The sequence below is a fragment of the Methanoculleus marisnigri JR1 genome (genome assembly GCF_000015825.1).
Classification (GTDB): domain Archaea; phylum Halobacteriota; class Methanomicrobia; order Methanomicrobiales; family Methanoculleaceae; genus Methanoculleus; species Methanoculleus marisnigri.
This window is the reverse complement of sequence record NC_009051.1, coordinates 1,160,411-1,178,370: the sequence shown is the minus strand read 5'-3', so window position 1 is coordinate 1,178,370 and position 17,960 is coordinate 1,160,411. Positions and strand designations below refer to the sequence as shown.

Genomic DNA, 17,960 nt, shown 5'->3' with positions numbered 1-17,960 from the left:
CTTGGGAGAGGGTGAGGATAGGCACTGAATTATATAAATTTTGCTATATTCTTAATAAAAATCCCGATTGCCCAAAAGGCATCGCAAACATATTTTCCGATACACCGGGAACCCTGACACCGACCGCCCGGACGAAGCATGACCCGCAAACCTCTCATCGCGCCGGGGAAGGTTCTCCGTCTCGTGTGCCGCCATCAACGGGGCTTGCCGGCGATTTTAGCCCCTACAGCCGCACCAGCACGGCCTTCTCCTCCGTGTACTCCTCGAGCGCCCGGCTGCCGTTCTCCCTGCCGATGCCGCTCGCCTTCGTCCCCCCGAACGGCACCTCCGGCGGGATCCTCAGGTGCTGGTTGACCCAGACGATCCCCGCCTCGAGTTCTTCCGTCGCCCGGGCGATCGTGTCCGCGTTCCGGGTCCATACCGACGCCCCGAGGCCGTAACGGGAATTGTTCGCGAGCTCGAGCGCCTCGTCGAGACCGGAAACGGCGGCGATCGGCAGCACCGGGCCGAAGATCTCCTCGGAGAAGAGGACGGAGTCGTGCGGAACACCGGTAATGAGCGTCGGCAGGAAGAAGAGGCCGCGCTTGTACTGCTCCCCTTCGGGCGCCCGCCCTCCCGCGACGATCTTCCCCTCGTCCCGCTCCCGGGCGGCATCGACAATATTAACGACCCGATTTAAGCCCGCCCGGTTGTTCAGCGGGCCCATCCCGACGCCGCGGTCCATGCCGTTCCCGACCACGAACGTCTCGACCCTCGCCGTCAGCCGCCGGACAAACTCGTCCGCGATCGAGTCAGAGACGTAGAGCCTTTTGACCGCCGTGCAGACCTGGCCGCAGTTGTAGTAACGTCCCCGGATGACCCCCTCGACCGCCGCTCCGATATCGGCATCGTCACAGACGATCATCGGATCGCTCCCCCCGAGTTCCAGCGTCAGCCGCTTCATCGCAGGGGCGGCGTCAAGGGCGACCTGCCTCCCGGTCCCGACCTCCCCGGTGAACGAGACCTTCCGAACGCCTGGGTTCCTCGCGATCTCCCGGCCGACCGTCTCCCCCGGCCCGGTGACGACGTTTAAGACCCCCGGCGGGAGACCCGCCTCCCCGAGGATCTCCGCGAGCCTCATGCAGGTCAGCGGGGCGGTTCGGGCGGGCTTCAAGACCATCGTGTTCCCCGCCGCGAGAGCCGCACCTATCTTCCAGCCCATGATGATCGCCGGCATATTCCAGGGGATGATCGCGCCGCAGATGCCGAGCGGGCGTCTCCGGACCGTAACCCGGCCGTAGCCCTTGAGGTTCGCGAACTCGCCCCGGAGCCCCGCCGAGAGGGCGTGATAGTACTCGAGGATGTTTGCAAACCCGTTGATCTCGTCGACCGCCTCGCGGATGGGCTTGCCCTGTTCGGCGGTCAGGAGCGCCGCAAGGTCGGTGTTCCTGCGCCGGACCTCTTCTGCCGCAAAGAAGAGGATCTTCGCCCGATCCCTCGGGCTCTTCGCGGCCCAGTCGGGAAACGCCTCCCCGGCGGCCTCGATCGCGGCTAAAACATCGTCCTCGCCGCCGAGCGGCGCTTCACCGACCACGTCGCCCGTCGCGGGGTTGTGCACCGGAAATACCCTGCCGGAGACCGAATCGCGCCGCTCGCCGCCGATCATCATCTTCATGGATGATCCTATGGACGGGAGGGGTAATATGCGCTCCGTCACCCGCGATACTCGCACCGGCACCTGCCGATGGGGACGGCCACCGCCACCGCCATCCCGGCCAGCAGGACGAATGCGGCCAGGAACCCGATCCCTCCGGCCACCAGCCCCGCAAGGGCGGAGAGGAACGTGAACCCGGCGTAGGACGCGGTGTTGAAGAGCCCGGTCATCACGCCCTGCTCGATCTTCGTCTCCGCGAGGAACGCGAGAACCGCGACGATGAACACGCCCGACAGGGCCCCGATGGCGGGGAAGGCATAGGGCGTGAAGTAGCCCGCCAGCACCGCCGCCGCCATCAGGAGCGAGGCGGCCCGGATGGTCGGGGCAGGACGGAAATTGATCCGGGGGGTGACGAGCAGGGCAACGACGGTCGCGATGTTGATTGTCGCGAGCTGCAGGGCGAGCACCGACGAGTCGTTCCCGGTGTACTCGGGGTAGACGGCCGCCACCGCCCCGGTCATCCCCACGAGAACGACCGCCGCTGCAAAGAGCCAGAAATAGTTCCGCACGATCCCTGCGAAATCCGCCTTCGCAAACCCCACGCGCTCGCTCTCCCGGACGACGAGGCTCATTGCGGCCGCGGGGATTGCAAGCACCGTAAAGAGGGCAATCCCCGCAAGATGGCTGTCGAAGGCCGCATCGAGCCAGCCCGTCGCGAGAAGTCCCACGACCAGACCGAGGTTCAAGGCCGCCATGACGTAGCCGCTGAGCTGCCCGGCCGGAGTCTGGGAGTTCGCCCACGCGAGCGCCGCCGAGAGGAAGAGCCCCGCCCCAATCCCCTCGATCACCCGGAAGACGAGGAGCGGCAGGCCTGATGGAAAGAGCAGGATGAGGACGCCGCTTGCAAGAGTCAGGAGAAGCCCGGTGCGGATGAGGGGCACGCTTCCGATCCGGTCGCTTGCAAGCCCCGCCGGCAGCACCGTCAGAAACGCGCCCAAAAAGTATGCGGAGTAGACCACGCCCTGCAGTGCCGCCCCCTCGGCAAAATCGGGAAGCACCGGGACGACGGCGTTCGAGAGCGCCATCACCACGAATATCCCGAGGAGGATGGGGAGTTTTTGCAGCATTCCTAGATCATACGATACGTCTCAAGGTTCATGGGAGAATGCGTCTCGATACGGTGGCGCTTGTAGATGGAACTTGCAAGGTCGATGGTCTTGTTCTCGTCGCCGTGGATGGTGAAGATCTTCTCCGGGCGCGGCTGAAGGTGAGCAACGTAGTTCATCAACTGTTTGCGGTCGGAGTGACCGGAGAACCCGTCGCTCGTCGCGATCTCGAGGTTGATCACGATCGTCTCGCGCCAGCCGAGCGGGATCTCGCGCCAGCCCTTCTGGATGCGCCGCCCGAGCGTCCCGTCCGCCTGGTAGCCGACGAAGATGAGCGAGTTGCGCTCGTCGGGGCCGAGAGCCTTGAGGTACTCCATCACCGGCCCGCCGTTTAACATACCACTCGTCGTGATGATGACGCAGGGATCGCCCGTTACCACCTTCTCACGGATGGCCGGCGAGTCCACCTGGACGAACGCCTCGGAGAGGAAGGGGTTCAGTCCTTCGCGGAAGATCTGGTTTCGGAGATCGCTGTTAAGGTACTCCGGGTAGGTCGTGTGGATCGCCGTCGCTTCCTTGATCATGCCGTCGAGGTAGATCTTGACCGGCGGGATCTTCTGCCGCCGGATACCCTCCTCGAGGGCGAGCATGACCTCCTGCGACCGCCCGACGGCGAACGCGGGAATGATCACCTTGCCGCCGCGCTTGATCGTCGTCGAAACCGTCTCGTAGAGCTTGTCCTCCGCCTCTTTCCTCTGGGGCTGGAAGTCGTTCGACCCGCCGTAGGTGCTCTCCATGAAGAGCGCCTCGAGCCGCGGGAAGGACGAGACCGCCGGGGAGAACAGCCGTGACTTCTGGTAGTTGAAGTCGCCGGTGAACGCGATGTTGTAGAGCCCCTCGCCGATATGGAAGTGCGCGATGGCCGACCCGAGGATATGCCCCGCGTTATGGAAGGTGAGTTTGACGTCGGGTGCGATGTCGGTCACGCTGCCGTAGTTGAGGGTGATGGAGTGTTTCATGTAGGTCCGCACCTCGTTCGAGGTGTAGGGGATCCTGTCCGTCTCCTTTCTGACGACGTCCAGGTAGTCGAGCTGGAGCATCGTCGAGAGATCCCTCGTCGGCGCCGTCGAGTAGACCGGGCCTTCGTAACCGTACTTATACAGGAGCGGGACGAGGGCGCAGTGGTCGAGGTGCGCGTGGGTGAGCACCACTGCATCGAGCGTGTTGAGCGGGTAGATCTCGGGCACATAGAGGTACGGCGTCCCGTTCGTGGTGCTGCCCGGCTTTTCGCCGCAGTCGACCAGGATCTTGCTCTCCGGTGTCGATATCAGGAACGCAGCGCGGCCGACCTCGCGGCAGCACCCGAGCGTCGTGACCCGCAGCCACTGGTCTTTGCTCGTGACCTCACGGTGGATGCGGCGGCCGATCGCCCGCAGAAATGCTTTGCGCTCGTCCTTCACCGACCGGAGATAGGTACGGATCTGCTTCACCGTCGTGCTCTCGATGGGCGGCGTCCGGACAACCTTCGGCGTCCAGCCGATCTGTTTCGTGATCTCCCGGAGGGTTACCCCGTTCTTGCCGATGACCACACCGGGCTTCTCCGCCTCGATCAGGACCTCGCCGGTCTCCGGGTCGAAGAAGAGGTCGGTGATCCCCGCGTTCTCCGGCACGACCGCCCGGATCTCCTGGGCGGCCCGCTCCGGGTCTTCAAGGATATTCGGGCGCACGACGATCCGCTTTCTGAGATCGCGTGCCAGTATTTTTATCAGGTCTGCCTGATCGGCAAACAGTTTCGGATCGTCGGTGTAGATAACGAGCTCGGGACCTTCAAACTCGACGTTCGAGATGGTAATTCCACCGGGAACAATCTTGTTGATCTGCTCCTTAAGCTCCTGGAGTTTCTCTTCGATAACCATTAAAATCGTCCTAAAAAATATCAGAGTGTTGGGCGGGCTGCCGATGGCCTCTGCAACCCGCTCTCGATGTGTTCTTCATATTTGTCCTTCGTGATCACGACCACCATGATATCCTCGCCGGATGCGGAGTCACGACGCATCGCCGATCTGACGGCACGGACGGCGAGATCCTTCGCGTCGTCCTCCTTCATGCCGGCCCGATACTGGTCTTCGAGCACGCCGTAGGCGAAGGGGGAGCCCGAGCCGGTGGCGACGATATCCTCTTCCTTGGTCGCCCCGCCCATGGCGTCGACGGAGTAGACGCTCGGCCCCTCGTCGTCGAACCCGCCCATCAGGAGCTGGACGTAGTAGGGATAGTAGCGGTTCTGGTTCAGGTAGTTCGAGAGCAGGGTCGATGCGGCACCGACAGACATGGTCTTGCCGCGGCGCATCTCGAAGAGGTTGCACTCGACCTGCAGGATCCGGACGAGCTGCTGTGCGTCGCCGACGCCGCCGGCGGTCGTGAGGCCGATCCTCGGCGTGATCTGGTAGATCTTCTTCGCACGCTTGCTTGCGATCATGTTCCCCATCGTCGCTCGCATCTCCGTTGCAAGGACCACGCCGCCATCGAAGATCAGTCCTACGGTAGTTGTACCTTTCATTATTTCCTGGGAAGTATCAAGCATTGAAGCACCCCTAAAACCATTAAAACGCCTTATCTCGCTCAAAAGCGGTTAAGCGTATAGCGATATCATAAAACATAAATTTATCGCCGTACCGGGTCACGGCACGACAGGGATAGGCATCTGTATATTATATGAATGTTGCCCCTTAATTCTTTCGCACGGCCTGCTGGTCAGGCAGCAGCACCTTTATCAGCTCACGGTCGAAGAGCATGGCGACAAGCCGCTTGTTCCCGTTGACCACCGGGAGCTGGTCGACCCGGGCCCGCCGCATCTTCAGTGCGCATTCGCCGACCTCGGCGTTCAGGGGGACGGCGAGGACGTTCTTCACCATCGCGTTCTTCACGGGGATCGGGAGGAGCTGGATCTTGGAGATGCCGTAACTGATGGTGTGCATGTCCCGGATGCTCTCCCACGTCCATTCGTCATCGTCCGTGCCGTTCGAGAAGTCGCTGACCTCGACACCGTCCTCGATGCGGGAATGCCTGATGAGATCCCGCTCCGATATGATCCCGGTGAGCGTGCCGTCCTCCATCAGGACGGGGATGGCGTCGTAACCCGAGATCTCGAGGACTCTCCCGACGAGCGAGAGGGGTGTCTCCTCCCAGAGGGCGTAGGTCTTGCTGACGTAGTTCTCCTTGATGGGGAGGGTGATGCGGAGCTGGGCAACGGCGCCGATGAGATCGGCCACGCTGATCAGCCCGACCATCTTCCCGTCCTGGAGGACGGGAAGCCTCCTGATGTTGTGGCGCACCATCAGCTGGGCCGCCTCCGAGATGGGGGCGTCCGGCCGGATGACGACCGGGTCGGGCGTCATCAGGAGCCCGAGCTGGGTCTCTTCGGCCTTGCGGAGGAGATCCTTACGGGTGATGATGCCGACGAGCTCGCCGTCTTTGAGGACAGGGACGCCGCTGATCCCCGTGCGTTTCAGGATACGCAGGACATCGTCCCGGTTTCCGGGGATCTCGACGCAGACGACGTCGGTTATCATGAAGTCCCGGACGAACATCTGCTGCAGAGAGGTTATGATCTCACCACCGTCGTCGTGATGGGGCTGTTTTGCACCACGTAGTCGGTCACGCTCCCGAGCAGGAGCCGGTCGACACCGCTCTTCCCGTAGGAGCCGAGGACGATGAGATCGGTGCCCAGCTCTTCGGCGAGAGAGATGATCTGGGACCCCGCGTGCCCCTGCCGCAGATGCGTGACGAGTGATACTCCCGCCGCATCCGCTTTCTTACGAGCCGCTTCAAGAACATCCTCACCTTCCTTTTGCAAAACACTGTAGATGATCTCGAGTGTGTTGTCCATGGGAAGGGAAGAAAATAGCCCGGATTCGACCACATACACAACGTGAACTTCGGCTTTCCAGACGCCGGCCTCACCGAGAGCTGTCTCAAACGCCCGGTTGGCCGGTTCGGAGCCGTCCATAGCAACGAGTATCTTACGGAACATACACACCACGCAGAACAGACACTTCTTATCTGATTTCTATTGCATGGTTAAAACTGTTTGGCAAATAGATGAAGAATCCAGCCGTTTTACGATGGTCGTCCTGATGTCCCTGCTGAAGGAAATATTGTTTTTTAGAGGATTGATGACCAGGAAATTTGCTTTCTGCCCTTCCTCGAGGTACCCCGACATCCCCGCCAACCCGGCCCCCGACACCGCGGCGCGGAGGATCTCTTCGGGGCGCGCGCGGTAGACGGTCGCGGTAAACGCCATCTCCCGGAGCATGTCGGGTTGAACGAACATAACGTTGTCCGTCCCGAGGTAGAGCCGGCCCCCGAGTTCGAGGATCCGCGTGATAGGCGGGCGGGCCGCCGACGCCGCGACCCCGAGCAGCCAGTTCGATCTCGGGCAGACGGCGACGGGGATGTCCATGTCGACGATCCGGCGGAGGTGCGCATCCGTCGCGTGGGTGCAGTGGACGAGCAGGTCGGGCTCGAACGCGAGCGCGTCGTCGATATCGTCCGGGTTTTTCTCGCCCGCGTGGAAGGCGACGAGTTTCCCTCCCGCCCGCGCTTCCCCGACGATCTCTTCGGCGTTCGCGACATCGTGAACGCTGCTGATGCCCGCGCCGTCGCTCACCTCCTCCCCTCCTTCGCGGCCGAGGATGACCGGGCGGCAGTCGAGCCCGGCCGCCGCCTCGCGGAGCGCCGCGACGCCCTCGGGCCCGCCTTCCCTGAAATCGGCGAACCCCGTTGTCCCGGTCGCGAGCATCCCGGTGATGCTCGCACGCATCCCCCGGACGAGTTCGGCCCGCGGGGTCGCCGCGAGGACCCGGTGTTTCAGGCCGTTCGGGGGCTTGACGAGGTCGGCGAGGCTGCCCCGGGCGGGGAGATCCATCGCGACGGTGTCGCCGAGATGCGTGTGGGCGTTGAAGAAGGCGGGCACGATCCACCTCCCGGGCGTCCGGGAAGCGGGCTCTATCGAGGTGACGATCCCCTCCGAGACGGTGATGGTGACGTCTTCTTCCCGGAGGTCTTCGCCGAGGAGCGCACGGCCGGTGACGACGTAGGGTTTGGCTTCCTGCATATCCGAACCTCTGTTTTATATATTGCAAGGGAGAATATTTCAGTATGGCGAAGAAATCTGGCGGAAGACTGGTATCCTCTGCCGGCCTGGTCAATTATTACGACAGCGACGATCACCGGGCCATCCATATCAGCCCGATAGCCGTCATCGTGATAACCGTCGTGATCGGAGCGGCAGTCTTTGTTCTCAATGCCCTCTTCTAATCCTTTTTGTTCCCCTTCAAAGCAGTCCTGATGATGTCCTCTTCCGGCATGAAGTAGACGTTATCGTGTCCGTTCCACGCCCGGCAGTTCCGGAACACCACCGCGGGAACGCCCTGGTGGCTCTCGCCCATGACGAAGTTCGCGAAGGCTGCAACCTCGTCGACGACCGCTTCTTCGGTGATCTCAAGGACGTGGCCGAAGAGGTCGGTGTCGCCCCGGTAGTCGTCGATGGCCGTCATGCCCGCCCAGCCGATGGCGATGCCGGTCTGGCCGCGCCGGAACGCCCGCCCGCAGGTGTCGGTGACGATAACCCGGACGTTTTTGCCGGTGATGCGGCGGATGGCGTCCCGGACTTCGGCGGCGGCCGCCATAGGGTCGGGCGGGAGGATGATGATCCGGCCGTCTTCGACGTTGCTGTGGTCGACGCCCGCCCGGACGCCGATGTGGCCGGACGGCAGTTCGGAGAGGATGAACGGGTGTTCGAGCAGGATATCGGTGGACGAGTCCAGCACCGCCTGTACGAAGCGCGGGTCCTCTTTCGTCTTTGCCGCGATCCGCACGGCGTCCGCGCCGGGGGTGATGGCGGAGAGATCGCGGGTGAAGCCCTTCGCCTTCGAGTAGACGGACGAGGCGACGGCGAGGATGTCCCCGTCCTCGAACGCGACCTTTTCACAGATCAGGGCGGGGAGATCGTCTCCTTTCCGGATCAGGGGAAGGTCCCGAACACCGATTACCTGGATATCCATTGGACTCACGGATCAGTGGTCGTCTCCGCTTGCAGAAAAATGCTCGGGTTTCTTTCACAGGAGATGGCGGGGGATTGCGGGGATTATGGGCTCGGGCGGATGCGACTGTCGGAACGACGGGAGTTCAAGCACCGCCGGGCGAGAGTTGCGACGTTCCAACAGATGTTCGAGAAGGGCGACGACTTTCACTATGTGACAGACAAAATGGCCGAAGCGAGGAACAAGCCCGGTACCGTGAACCGTGGGGCTATCGCCGAGAGGGGGGTGGGGACAGGGGAGGGGGGAATACTCCCCCCTCCCCGTCAGCCCCTCCCCCAAACGCGATATCCCCTCGAAAGCCGTGCATAGGGACAGACGATTTAGATAGGAACCCCTGCCCACAGGACATGAGTTTGAGCACCACCAGGTACACAGGCAAGGAAACCCGCCTCCTGCACCACCAACACTCCAGACCCGCCCCCCAACACCCCCTCGCTCACCCGCACGACAAAACCCCGTCCTCCCTCAGCCGGAACTCCGGCTCGAACGAGCCGATCAGGTCGAGGTACTGCTCGACCGTGCGGGTGAAGAGGAAGTGCTCCCGCACCCGCTCACGCGCTGCGTTGCCCATACGGTCGCGGAGATCGGGGTCGCGGAGCAGCCGGACGATCCGATCCGCCGCCTCGTCGACGGACGAGACCAGGAACCCGCTCTTCCCGTCCTCTATCTGCTGGCGGATGCCGCCGACGTTCCCGCCGATCACCGCCGCGCCCTTCCACATCGCCTCCGATACCGTCAGCCCGAACCCCTCCCGGATGGACTTCTGGAGAACGACCGCGGCCCGGCGCTGGAGCGCGTTCACGAGCGCACCGTCCTGGACGCTCTTGACGATGATCCGCTCGTTCCTGTGGGCGAGAAGCGACCGGTAGACCTCCGCGCCCTCCGGGTCGTCGGTCGCGACGTTCCCGACGAGAACCAGGGTGCACTCCTCCTCCTTCCGGGCCTTCTGGAACGCCCGGATGACCCCTTCGGGATCCTTCCAGCGGTCGAACCGGGAGATCTGCACGACCAAAGGGAGATCGGTCGGGATGCCGTAATGCTCGAGGCGCTCGTCGATGGCGCTCTCGGAGAGGTCCTTGTTCACGATGGAGAAGGGATCGATCCCGGGCGTGAAGAAGACCTGGGGTTTTCCGAGATCCCGCCGGTACTCCCCGCAGGAGAGGACAACGGCGTCATACCGCTCGATGAACGGGACGAGGTAGTTCCAGACCTTCCGGTTCGGTGCGGTGAGGTCGAGGTGGCAGCGCCACACCCAGGGGCTCTTCTTCCGGTAATGGGTGATCAGCGGGAGCGGCTGCGGGTCGTGGATGAAGACCACGTCGTGATCGAGGTGGTTTCGAATGGCGTTCTCGTGAATGACGCTCTCGTAGATCTCCTTCTTGCGGCCGGTCATGTTGATCTCGCCACCCTGCAGCGCGTTATGGAACTTCTTCGTCACGCTGAAGAAGTCCGGGGGGCCGTGGACGACGCGCCACCCGGTCTGTATCCCGAGGCTGTTCATCAGGAGCGTCAGGGACGAAAGAATCTGGGAGACCCCGCCGCCGTAGTAGGTGGAGTTCATGTGCATGACGTGCATGTCACGGAGCGGCCGTGCTTTCTCTTTAATGCGGCGCACGGCCTCTTTGCCGATGTACCGCTCATAGTCGTCGATAGTGTGGATTACGCTCATCCTGATCGCATCCCCCATGCTCGCGATCATTCTTATGCGTAACGGCGGGGAGGCCCCGCCGCTCCCGGCGGCGTGCCCTGCGGAACAACCGGACGGGTGCAGAGGGGAGGCGCGTTCCATACCTATATATGCTCCCGGCATAATGCTGACCGCCCGCCGCCGCCCGAACTGCGGGCCGGGCGGGCAGAAGGAGGCTGGACGTATGGAGCATGGGCCGGGTGCATATGGCCTGCCGGGCAGGCACGGGTCGTTCTGGATGGAGACTACCGCGGCGGAGACGCCGCATCCCCCGCTGCCGGGGAACCTGGAGACCGACGTGGCGGTCGTGGGCGGCGGCATCACCGGGATCACCACCGCCGTCCTGCTCAAACGGGCCGGTTACGCGGTCACCCTGCTTGAGGGGAACCGGATCTGTCAGGGGGTGACCGGGCATACGACGGCGAAGGTCACGGCGCTCCACCGGCTGATCTACAAGGAACTCATCGACCGGTTCGGGGGCAGGCCCGCGCAGCAGTACGCCGAAGCGAACCAGGCGGCGATCGAGACGGTAGCGTCCCTCGTCCGGGAGTACGGCATCGCCTGCGACTTCGCGAGAAAACCGGCCTGCACCTACGCTGAGACGGAAGAGGCCCGGGAGAAGGTCGCGGACGAGGCGGACGCGGCACGGAGTCTCGGGCTCCCGGCGGCGTTCACGGAGGATATCCCGCTCTCCGCCCGGAGTTACGGCGCGGTGGTCTTCGAGAACCAGGCGCAGTTCCACCCGGTGAACTACCTCCTGCACCTGGCTTCGCTGATTCCCGGCGACGGGAGCCGGATCTACGAAAATACCCGGGCGCTCGAGGTGCAGGACGGCGGAGGGCGGTGCACGGTCAGGACGGCGTCGGGAACGGTCACGGCAGATACCGTGGTTCTCGCGACCCACTACCCCTTCTACGATGCTCCCGGGTTCTACTTCGCCCGGATGGAGCCGTCGCGCTCCTACGCGCTCGGCGTCCGGCTTGACGAGCCCTTCCCCGAGGGGATGTTCATCAACGCCGATGGTCCCGCCCACTCCTGGCGGTCGCAGCCTGCCGGCGACGGCGGCGAACTCGTCATCGTCGGCGGCATGGAGCACCGGACCGGCGAGGACGTGGACACGCGGAGGCACTACCGCGACCTCGAGGCCTACGCCCGGTCGGTCTACCCGCTCCGGTCCGTCGACTACCGGTGGTCAGCGCAGGACTACATCACCGTCGACGGCGTCCCCTACATCGGCCCGCTCGCCGCCGGCCACGAGAACGTCTACATCGCGACCGGATTCAGGAAATGGGGAATGACCAACGGCACCGCGGCCGCGACAATCATCACCGATATGATCCGGGGGCGCGAAAACCCCCATGCGGAGGTCTACGCCCCCGACCGGTTCAAACCGGCGGCATCGGCCCGGCGGTTCCTCGCGCACAACATCGAGGTGGCCGAGAAGTACATCGGCGGCGCGATATCCCGGCCGGCCGGGGATCTCCGGGACGTCGCACCCGGCGAGGGGCGAGTCCTGATGATCGAGGGCAAGAAGGCCGGCGTCTTCCGGGACGAGAAAGGGCGGGTTCACGCGGTCAACCCCACCTGCACCCATCTCGGGTGCGTCGCCGCGTGGAACAGCGCCGAAGAGACCTGGGACTGCCCCTGTCACGGCTCCCGGTTCGATGCCGACGGGAAGGTGATCCACGGGCCGGCGGTGAAGGATCTCAAGCCGCGGGGAGGTTGAGGGGATTAGAGGGAACTGAGATGTGACGGACGAGTTGTCCAGAACATGATCTTCTAGAGGGGGTGAGAGGAGAGACCTCACCCGCGCCGGTGGCACTCATATGTGACCTTCGGGTTTGCTTGGCACGGATTTCGTGGGAATATCCCCCCTAGGGGAGGGGCTGACGGGGAGTGCGATGGGCGGAACGCGACTGGCCGGAGGGTAGGAGCGTGAGCACCGTTAGGTGCGAACGCCCGGAGCTCGACCACCGTCAGGTGGGGAGGGGGGCTCACCCCCCTCGAAACTCTTCGAGTTTCTCATGCTCGCTGCGCTCGCACTCCCCTTTGTCCCCACCCCCCAGGCGCGATATCCACTCGAAATCCGTGTCAGGAACTCAACTGAAGAAAGTTTGAGCCCAAGTTTTAGAACCAAAACGTCTTGCCTTCGTTTTTCAAAGATCTTCAGCCTTCTCAACATCCACTCTACAGGACCTTCGCCACCTGGTCCCCGGTGCCAGAAAAACTCCGGATGGATAACTATTAATTCGCCCGACCGCACAACTCCCATTAACCATGTACCTCGTCATCCGCTGTCCGGGCTGCAAGACCTTCAACTACGTCGACCGTTACCAGCGCTGGAGGCTCTGTCCGATGTGCGGCGAGGTGATCAACGTCCAGCGGGCGCCGGTCTACCTGGACGTCGACGACTTCCTGGATGCAGAACAGGTGGTGGAGCAACTTGAGTCGTATCTGCACCAGACGGGGAAAAAAGATCTTACGGAACAGGACATCCGCCAGTTACGGGCGCAGTATGCCCAGTGGGTGAAGAACCGGGCCTGACCGGTCACCAGAGACGCCCGCAGCCCGGGCAGAGCATGCTCACTCTTCTTCCGCAGTGCGGGCAGTAAAGGCCCGTCCGCTCGTTGTTCTCCAGCGGCCTCCCGCACCGTTTGCAGTGGATCGGGGCCTCGAACCCACACTCGTGCCTGACCATCAGTCCAGATATTCGTAGCCCTTCACAAAAAGGTTTCCTTTCCCGCGGTTCGCAAGATCGCCGGAAAACCGGATAAGCGCGCGCCCTTCGTGCTGAACCGTCCCGATCTTCCTGAAGGTGGGGATCATCCCCTGCGCGGTGCCGTAGACGTAGCAGGAGCCCCCTTTCATGTTCGCGCCCGGACGACTGCAGTCTCCGTGGACGACGAGCGTGCCGCCGCGCATCTCCGCCCCGGTCATATCCCCGGCATCGCCGTGGACGATCACCGTGCCGCCGGCGATGCTCTCCGCGAGGAAATCCCCGGCGCGGCCGAAGACCTCCACGGTGCCGCCGGTCATCCCTTTCCGGCCCCCGCGGTAGCCCGATGCGCAGTAATCGGCGGCGTCGCTCCGGCAGACGATGGTTCCTCCCGCCATCTCCCGGCCGAGCCAGCCGTCGGCGTTCCCGTGGATCTCGATCGTCCCGCCGCTCATGAAGTTGCCGCAGTGCATCCCGATGCCGCCGAGGACGGTGATCGTGCCTCCGTCCATGTACTCGCCGACCCTTTTCAACCGGAACGTGTCCCCCGAGAGGACGACCTCGACGTCCTCTGAGCGGTCGGCATCGCCCTCCACCGAGACCGAGAAGACCTCGTCGAGCCGGAGCTCCCGGTTCCCCCGCCAGACCAGGAGATCGGTACCGGAAAGGAAGTTCTTCGGGACGATCGACTCCGCCTCGATCGGGATGAACCATTTCGCCGCGGGTTTCATCGCAAGCGTGACCTTCATAATTCCACCTCCGTCTCGATACACCGGTTCCGGGCCAGGTACTCCTTCTGTACCGGGTAGTTGCTCATCCGGACGGTGTAGTAACGGTCGAACTTCTCGATGAAGTCCGGATCCTTCCCCATATCGTAGTTCTCCGGAACCTTCGGCGCGACCCAGAACGTGGCGTTGCTCCCGTGAACCAGACACTCGCCGCGCCGGGCAACGACCCTGCCCCGCTTGATCGTATATTCGGTCCGGCTGAACCCGTCGATCACCCTCTGGTATTCGGCCGACGGATCGACCTCGTCGATCTTAAGGGGATAGATGGCGACGTCCGCATCGGCGCCCGGGCCGAGATGCCCTTTCCCGAGATCCTGGATGCCGAGCGCCCTTGCCTGACCTGCCCGGGTCATCACCGCGATCTCGTGCCAGTCCAGTTCGCGCTCGATCGCCGGGAGGGGTACCCGTGACTCGGTATCGGGATGGATCGTGGCGAACTCGGCGTCCCGGTACCGCTTGCTCATCAGGAGGCCGATGATCTCCGGGTATTTGACGAACGGCGCACCGTTTGGGTTGTCCGTCGTCAGCAGGCACTGCCAGGGGCTCTTCGTGAGGAGTGCGAGTTCGAGGCCGATCGCCCACATGATCGAGTTGACCAGGTTCTTGCGCCGGTAGATGACCGGGATGATCCCCGAACCCGTCTCGAGCTCCACGTCGTGGTTGCTCCACTTCTCGTGGTGGAGGCGGTAGAGGTTGAACTCCATCGGCCCGTCGGCGGTCATCGTCGTCGTCCGGCCGAACATCACCTGCCCCATATCCATGACGATCTGCGGGCGCATGCTGACGAAGTTCGCAATCGGCTCGCTCTTCGAGCAGAAGTCCTTCCAGTCCGACCCGCCGTAGGCGTGGAACTGGACGTGGGTCGCATACAGTGTCTGCCGCTTCTCGTTCAGGTCGGGGATGAGGCCGAACGACCCGAGCGTGCAGGAGTAGTTCCCGGGGGTTCCGAGGTTGTTGCAGTGGAGGTGGACGGAGTGCGGGAGGTGGAGGAGTTCGTTCGCCTCGACGACCGACCGGATGATCTCCGCGGGCGTCACCTCGAAGTAGGGTACCGGATCCCTGATGCACGAGACGTTCTTGCCCCACTGCCAGGCCTCGGTGCCGCCGGGGTTCGTGAGTTTGATGCCGAACCCCTTCACCGCCTTGAGCGTCCAGGCGATGATGGCGGCGACCCGTTTTATGTCGCCGTCGCGAATCGCCTCCATGACCCCCCAGTTCCCGTCGAAGAGGGTGTTCGCCATCGTGTCCTGCAGCGGCGTGTAGGTGAACTCCTCGTGGGTATGGCGGGCCTCGAGCGGCGCCATCGCGCCCTCGAGCAGGGTGGTGTAGCCCATCACGCTGTAGCGGTAGCTGTTGCCGTAGGTGGTCGGGACACTGTAGCCGGACGTGGCGTGCATCGCCCCCCGCCGGGGTGTTCTGCCCGCCCGCATATCCTCCGGGCTCATGTACCGCCCAAAGTTCACCTTCGTCCCGCAGATATGGGTGTGCGAATCGATCCCTCCCGGCATGGTGAGCATCCCGCGGGCGTCGATCACCTCTGCGGCATCGCTCACCTCCTCGACGATCTTGCCGTCGCGGATGGCGATATCCATCGTTTCGCCGTTGATCCCGCGGAGCGGATCGATAACGCAGGCGTTCTTCACCAGGAGTTCGGTCATCGTTCCCGCGCCTCCTGCATCAGGGCGTACATCCGGGCGAGGATCTCCTCATCGGACGGGTAGTCGCTGGAGATGACTTTCCTCGTCCGGATCGGCACCCCGTCCATCCGGTAGGCCGTTCCTTCCGCGTCGATCCCGGTCACCGCCACCGGTATCTGGACGGTGCAGAACGCGGTGGTGGCGTTCGGGTAGGGATCGAGCTGGACGACCGGGATCTCGGCGAGGTGTTCGAGACACTTCCGCGGGAAGTGGGCGGCCGGGTCGCTCCCGACGACCAGCGCCGCGTCGCACTCTTTCCGGGCCAGGATATCCACCGCCGTCGTCTCCCCGGGGTTATAGAAGGCGATCCCGCGCGAGAAGTCGATCCCGAAGGGGTAGCCGGTCATCCAGGTGTTCACTTCGTTCGAACCGTAGACGTTGTAGTGGCCCCGCATCGCCGAGATGGTGAACTTCGTGTGCCGGCTCAGTTCCGAGACGAGTTCGATGGCGTTCCTGATGTTCTTGTACTTCCCCTGCGTCATCGTGAGCCCGAGCCCGAAGTAGACCGCCCCGAACTTTGCGTTCTTGCAGAGGTTTGCCACCCGGACGAGCTGCTCCCGGGTGACGCCCGCGACCGTCCGCGGGATCGTGTCCGCCTTCCCCTGGACGATCGCCCGGAGCGCCGAGAGGACCGCGTAGTCCCCGCCGGGCTTGATCTGGACGAACTCGTCGGCGATGTTCGCGGTCTCGGTCTTCCGGACGTCGACGACGATCACCGTCCGGTCGCGGAACGCGTTCTCGAGGAAGAACCCTTCCGCGTAGCGGGTGTAGCGGGAGAGGTGGCGGGGATGGGCGTCGATCGGATTCGATCCCCAGTAGATGACGAGATCCGCCCGGTTCTTCACCACCCCGAGCGTGCATCCCGGGTGCCCGACCTCCTGGATGGCGAGGATCGAGGGGCCGTGGCAGACCGAGGAGGTGTTGTCGATCACGCCCCGGATGAGTTCGGCCATGTGCACCCCCACGCACTGCGCCTCCCCGTGGGTGCCGCTCCACCCGTACATGAGCGGCCGCTCGGCCTCGAGAAGCATGTCGGCGGCGTAGCGGACGGCCTCGTCGTAGGTGATATCCTTCCACCGATCCCCGTCGCGCAGGATCGGGTTCTTCATCCTCTTCTCGCCCATGAACTTCGTCGTCCCGAGCTCGCAGGCATTCGTCACGGCGACCACCCTGCCCTCTTCGACTTCCACCTCGATGTCGTCGCAGAGGCATCCGCAGAATGGGCAGACCGCGTCCTTAACGATCATAAGCAAGGCCTCCCAGGTCTTCCATCAGCTCGTGAACCAGTTTCGGCTCTTCGTCGGTCGGTTCGATCTCCACCTTGTGGGACTTGAAGTCCGGCATCCCGGTGGAGCAGGTGCCGGCAGCGACGATGTGGTTTGCGTAGGGCCCGTAGGGGACGAAGACGGTGCCCATCTCCACTTCCGGCGACGCCGCCGCCCGCATGACGACCTCTCCGCACGGCCCGGTCACCCGGATGGTATCCCCGTCGTCGAGCCCGAGTTCCATCATGTCGAACTCGTGCATGAAGCAGGTCGAGGTCTCGGCCGCGTATTCGGCGGAGGTCTTGTTCTCGACGGTCACACCCTGGTTCACCGTCCGCCCCGTGAGCATGAGGTAGGTCATGCCTCCGCCTCCGGTAGGTGCACCCCTTCCACCATGCGGGCGACCCGGATCGCACGGTTCGGGCACTGGGTCTCGCAGGTCGTGCACCCGGTGCACTTCTCCATATGGAGGATCCGCACCCGGCCGCCCTCGATCCGCATGATCACCTCGTCGCTCGCGGACGTCCCGGATCCCGCGAGCTGGGGGTCGATCTCCCGGTTGACCGGGCAGGAGACGCAGCAGTTCCCGCACCGCATGCAGAGGGTGTCGTCGACCTCCAGGTGATACCACGAGGCGAACGCCGTCCTGTCGCGCCGGGTGACGTCGAGGATCCGGCCGCTCGAGAGAACCCCTTCCGGGCACGCCTCGACGCAGAGACCGCACCGGATGCAGTGGCCGGGGTAGACCTCCGGCTCCCATTCGTCCTTCTTGCGGAGGACCGCGATCGCCCCGGGTGCGGGGCAGATCATCATGCAGGTGAAGCACCCCGTGCACTCCTTCTCCGTCCGGGTCGGGTAGCCCTTGAAGTAGGAGGGGGTCTCGAGCGGCGCGGTCCGGGCGAAGAAGAACTTCCGGATCCATTCCGGCCTGAGGAACTCCCGCACGTAGTAGACGAACGATCGCATT

General features: G+C 63.7%; 18 protein-coding genes. 3 read left to right on the top strand and 15 right to left on the bottom strand.

Annotated elements, in window-relative coordinates; genetic code table 11:
* Window positions 1-223: 223 nt before the first annotated feature.
* From MEMAR_RS05895 to MEMAR_RS05865, 7 genes are all read right to left on the bottom strand, one after another.
* Complete coding sequence (locus MEMAR_RS05895; protein ID WP_011844043.1) at window positions 224-1,654, bottom strand: aldehyde dehydrogenase family protein; 1,431 nt, start codon at window positions 1,652-1,654, stop codon at window positions 224-226.
* A 38-nt stretch (window positions 1,655-1,692) separates the two neighbouring features.
* The gene (locus MEMAR_RS05890) at window positions 1,693-2,760 is read right to left on the bottom strand and encodes an MFS transporter (RefSeq protein WP_011844042.1); all 1,068 of its coding nucleotides are present in this window, start codon (window positions 2,758-2,760) and stop codon (window positions 1,693-1,695) included.
* Window positions 2,761-2,762: 2 nt separating this feature from the next.
* Entirely contained in the window at window positions 2,763-4,655 is a 1,893-nt protein-coding gene (locus MEMAR_RS05885) for a beta-CASP ribonuclease aCPSF1 (protein WP_011844041.1), read from the bottom strand.
* Between the two features lie 20 nt (window positions 4,656-4,675).
* The gene (psmB, locus tag MEMAR_RS05880; protein WP_011844040.1) at window positions 4,676-5,320 is read right to left on the bottom strand and encodes an archaeal proteasome endopeptidase complex subunit beta; all 645 of its coding nucleotides are present in this window, start codon (window positions 5,318-5,320) and stop codon (window positions 4,676-4,678) included.
* A gap of 145 nt (window positions 5,321-5,465) precedes the next feature.
* Window positions 5,466-6,326 carry a CBS domain-containing protein gene (locus MEMAR_RS05875; protein WP_048063771.1) on the bottom strand — a complete coding sequence of 287 codons (861 nt, stop codon included), beginning with the start codon at window positions 6,324-6,326 and terminating at the stop codon, window positions 5,466-5,468.
* 14 nt (window positions 6,327-6,340) lie between these two features.
* The gene (locus MEMAR_RS05870; protein ID WP_011844038.1) at window positions 6,341-6,769 is read right to left on the bottom strand and encodes a universal stress protein; all 429 of its coding nucleotides are present in this window, start codon (window positions 6,767-6,769) and stop codon (window positions 6,341-6,343) included.
* Between the two features lie 36 nt (window positions 6,770-6,805).
* Window positions 6,806-7,852, bottom strand: a complete 1,047-nt coding sequence (locus MEMAR_RS05865; protein WP_011844037.1) for an amidohydrolase family protein — start codon at window positions 7,850-7,852, stop codon at window positions 6,806-6,808.
* Between the two features lie 44 nt (window positions 7,853-7,896).
* Here MEMAR_RS05865 and MEMAR_RS05860 point away from each other — a divergent pair, with 44 nt between their 5' ends.
* On the top strand, window positions 7,897-8,055 hold the full coding sequence (locus MEMAR_RS05860) for a preprotein translocase subunit Sec61beta (RefSeq protein WP_048063770.1): 159 nt from the start codon (window positions 7,897-7,899) through the stop codon (window positions 8,053-8,055).
* Here MEMAR_RS05860 and MEMAR_RS05855 read toward each other — a convergent pair.
* The gene (locus MEMAR_RS05855) at window positions 8,052-8,801 is read right to left on the bottom strand and encodes a coenzyme F420-0:L-glutamate ligase (RefSeq protein ID WP_011844036.1); all 750 of its coding nucleotides are present in this window, start codon (window positions 8,799-8,801) and stop codon (window positions 8,052-8,054) included. The genes MEMAR_RS05860 and MEMAR_RS05855 overlap by 4 nt on opposite strands.
* Before the next feature lie 475 nt (window positions 8,802-9,276).
* Entirely contained in the window at window positions 9,277-10,539 is a 1,263-nt protein-coding gene (locus MEMAR_RS05845; protein WP_245526660.1) for a glycosyltransferase, read from the bottom strand.
* 172 nt (window positions 10,540-10,711) lie between these two features.
* Here MEMAR_RS05845 and MEMAR_RS05840 point away from each other — a divergent pair, with 172 nt between their 5' ends.
* Complete coding sequence (locus MEMAR_RS05840; protein ID WP_011844033.1) at window positions 10,712-12,253, top strand: FAD-dependent oxidoreductase; 1,542 nt, start codon at window positions 10,712-10,714, stop codon at window positions 12,251-12,253.
* Between the two features lie 551 nt (window positions 12,254-12,804).
* Window positions 12,805-13,071: a DUF1922 domain-containing protein gene (locus MEMAR_RS05835; protein WP_011844032.1), complete on the top strand. Its 267-nt coding sequence runs from the start codon at window positions 12,805-12,807 to the stop codon at window positions 13,069-13,071.
* Between the two features lie 4 nt (window positions 13,072-13,075).
* Here MEMAR_RS05835 and MEMAR_RS05830 read toward each other — a convergent pair whose 3' ends face one another.
* Genes MEMAR_RS05830 through MEMAR_RS05805 form a run of 6 tightly spaced genes read right to left on the bottom strand, consistent with a single transcriptional unit; the run spans window position 13,076 to window position 17,959 of the window.
* Window positions 13,076-13,225, bottom strand: coding sequence for a DNA helicase PriA (locus MEMAR_RS05830; protein ID WP_048063768.1), 150 nt, complete (start codon window positions 13,223-13,225; stop codon window positions 13,076-13,078).
* Window positions 13,225-13,992, bottom strand: a complete 768-nt coding sequence (locus tag MEMAR_RS05825) for a formylmethanofuran dehydrogenase subunit C (RefSeq protein WP_011844031.1) — start codon at window positions 13,990-13,992, stop codon at window positions 13,225-13,227. Before MEMAR_RS05825 ends, MEMAR_RS05830 begins: the two co-directional genes overlap by 1 nt.
* The gene (locus MEMAR_RS05820; RefSeq protein WP_011844030.1) at window positions 13,989-15,689 is read right to left on the bottom strand and encodes a formylmethanofuran dehydrogenase subunit A; all 1,701 of its coding nucleotides are present in this window, start codon (window positions 15,687-15,689) and stop codon (window positions 13,989-13,991) included. The genes MEMAR_RS05825 and MEMAR_RS05820 overlap by 4 nt, the downstream gene beginning before the upstream one ends.
* On the bottom strand, window positions 15,686-16,975 hold the full coding sequence (locus MEMAR_RS05815; protein ID WP_011844029.1) for a formylmethanofuran dehydrogenase subunit B: 1,290 nt from the start codon (window positions 16,973-16,975) through the stop codon (window positions 15,686-15,688). The genes MEMAR_RS05820 and MEMAR_RS05815 overlap by 4 nt, the downstream gene beginning before the upstream one ends.
* A complete protein-coding gene (locus MEMAR_RS05810; protein ID WP_011844028.1) occupies window positions 16,965-17,354 on the bottom strand; it encodes a molybdopterin dinucleotide binding domain-containing protein in 390 nt (129 codons plus the stop codon). Before MEMAR_RS05810 ends, MEMAR_RS05815 begins: the two co-directional genes overlap by 11 nt.
* Complete coding sequence (locus MEMAR_RS05805; RefSeq protein ID WP_011844027.1) at window positions 17,351-17,959, bottom strand: 4Fe-4S dicluster domain-containing protein; 609 nt, start codon at window positions 17,957-17,959, stop codon at window positions 17,351-17,353. The genes MEMAR_RS05810 and MEMAR_RS05805 overlap by 4 nt, the downstream gene beginning before the upstream one ends.
* Window position 17,960: the final 1 nt, after the last annotated feature.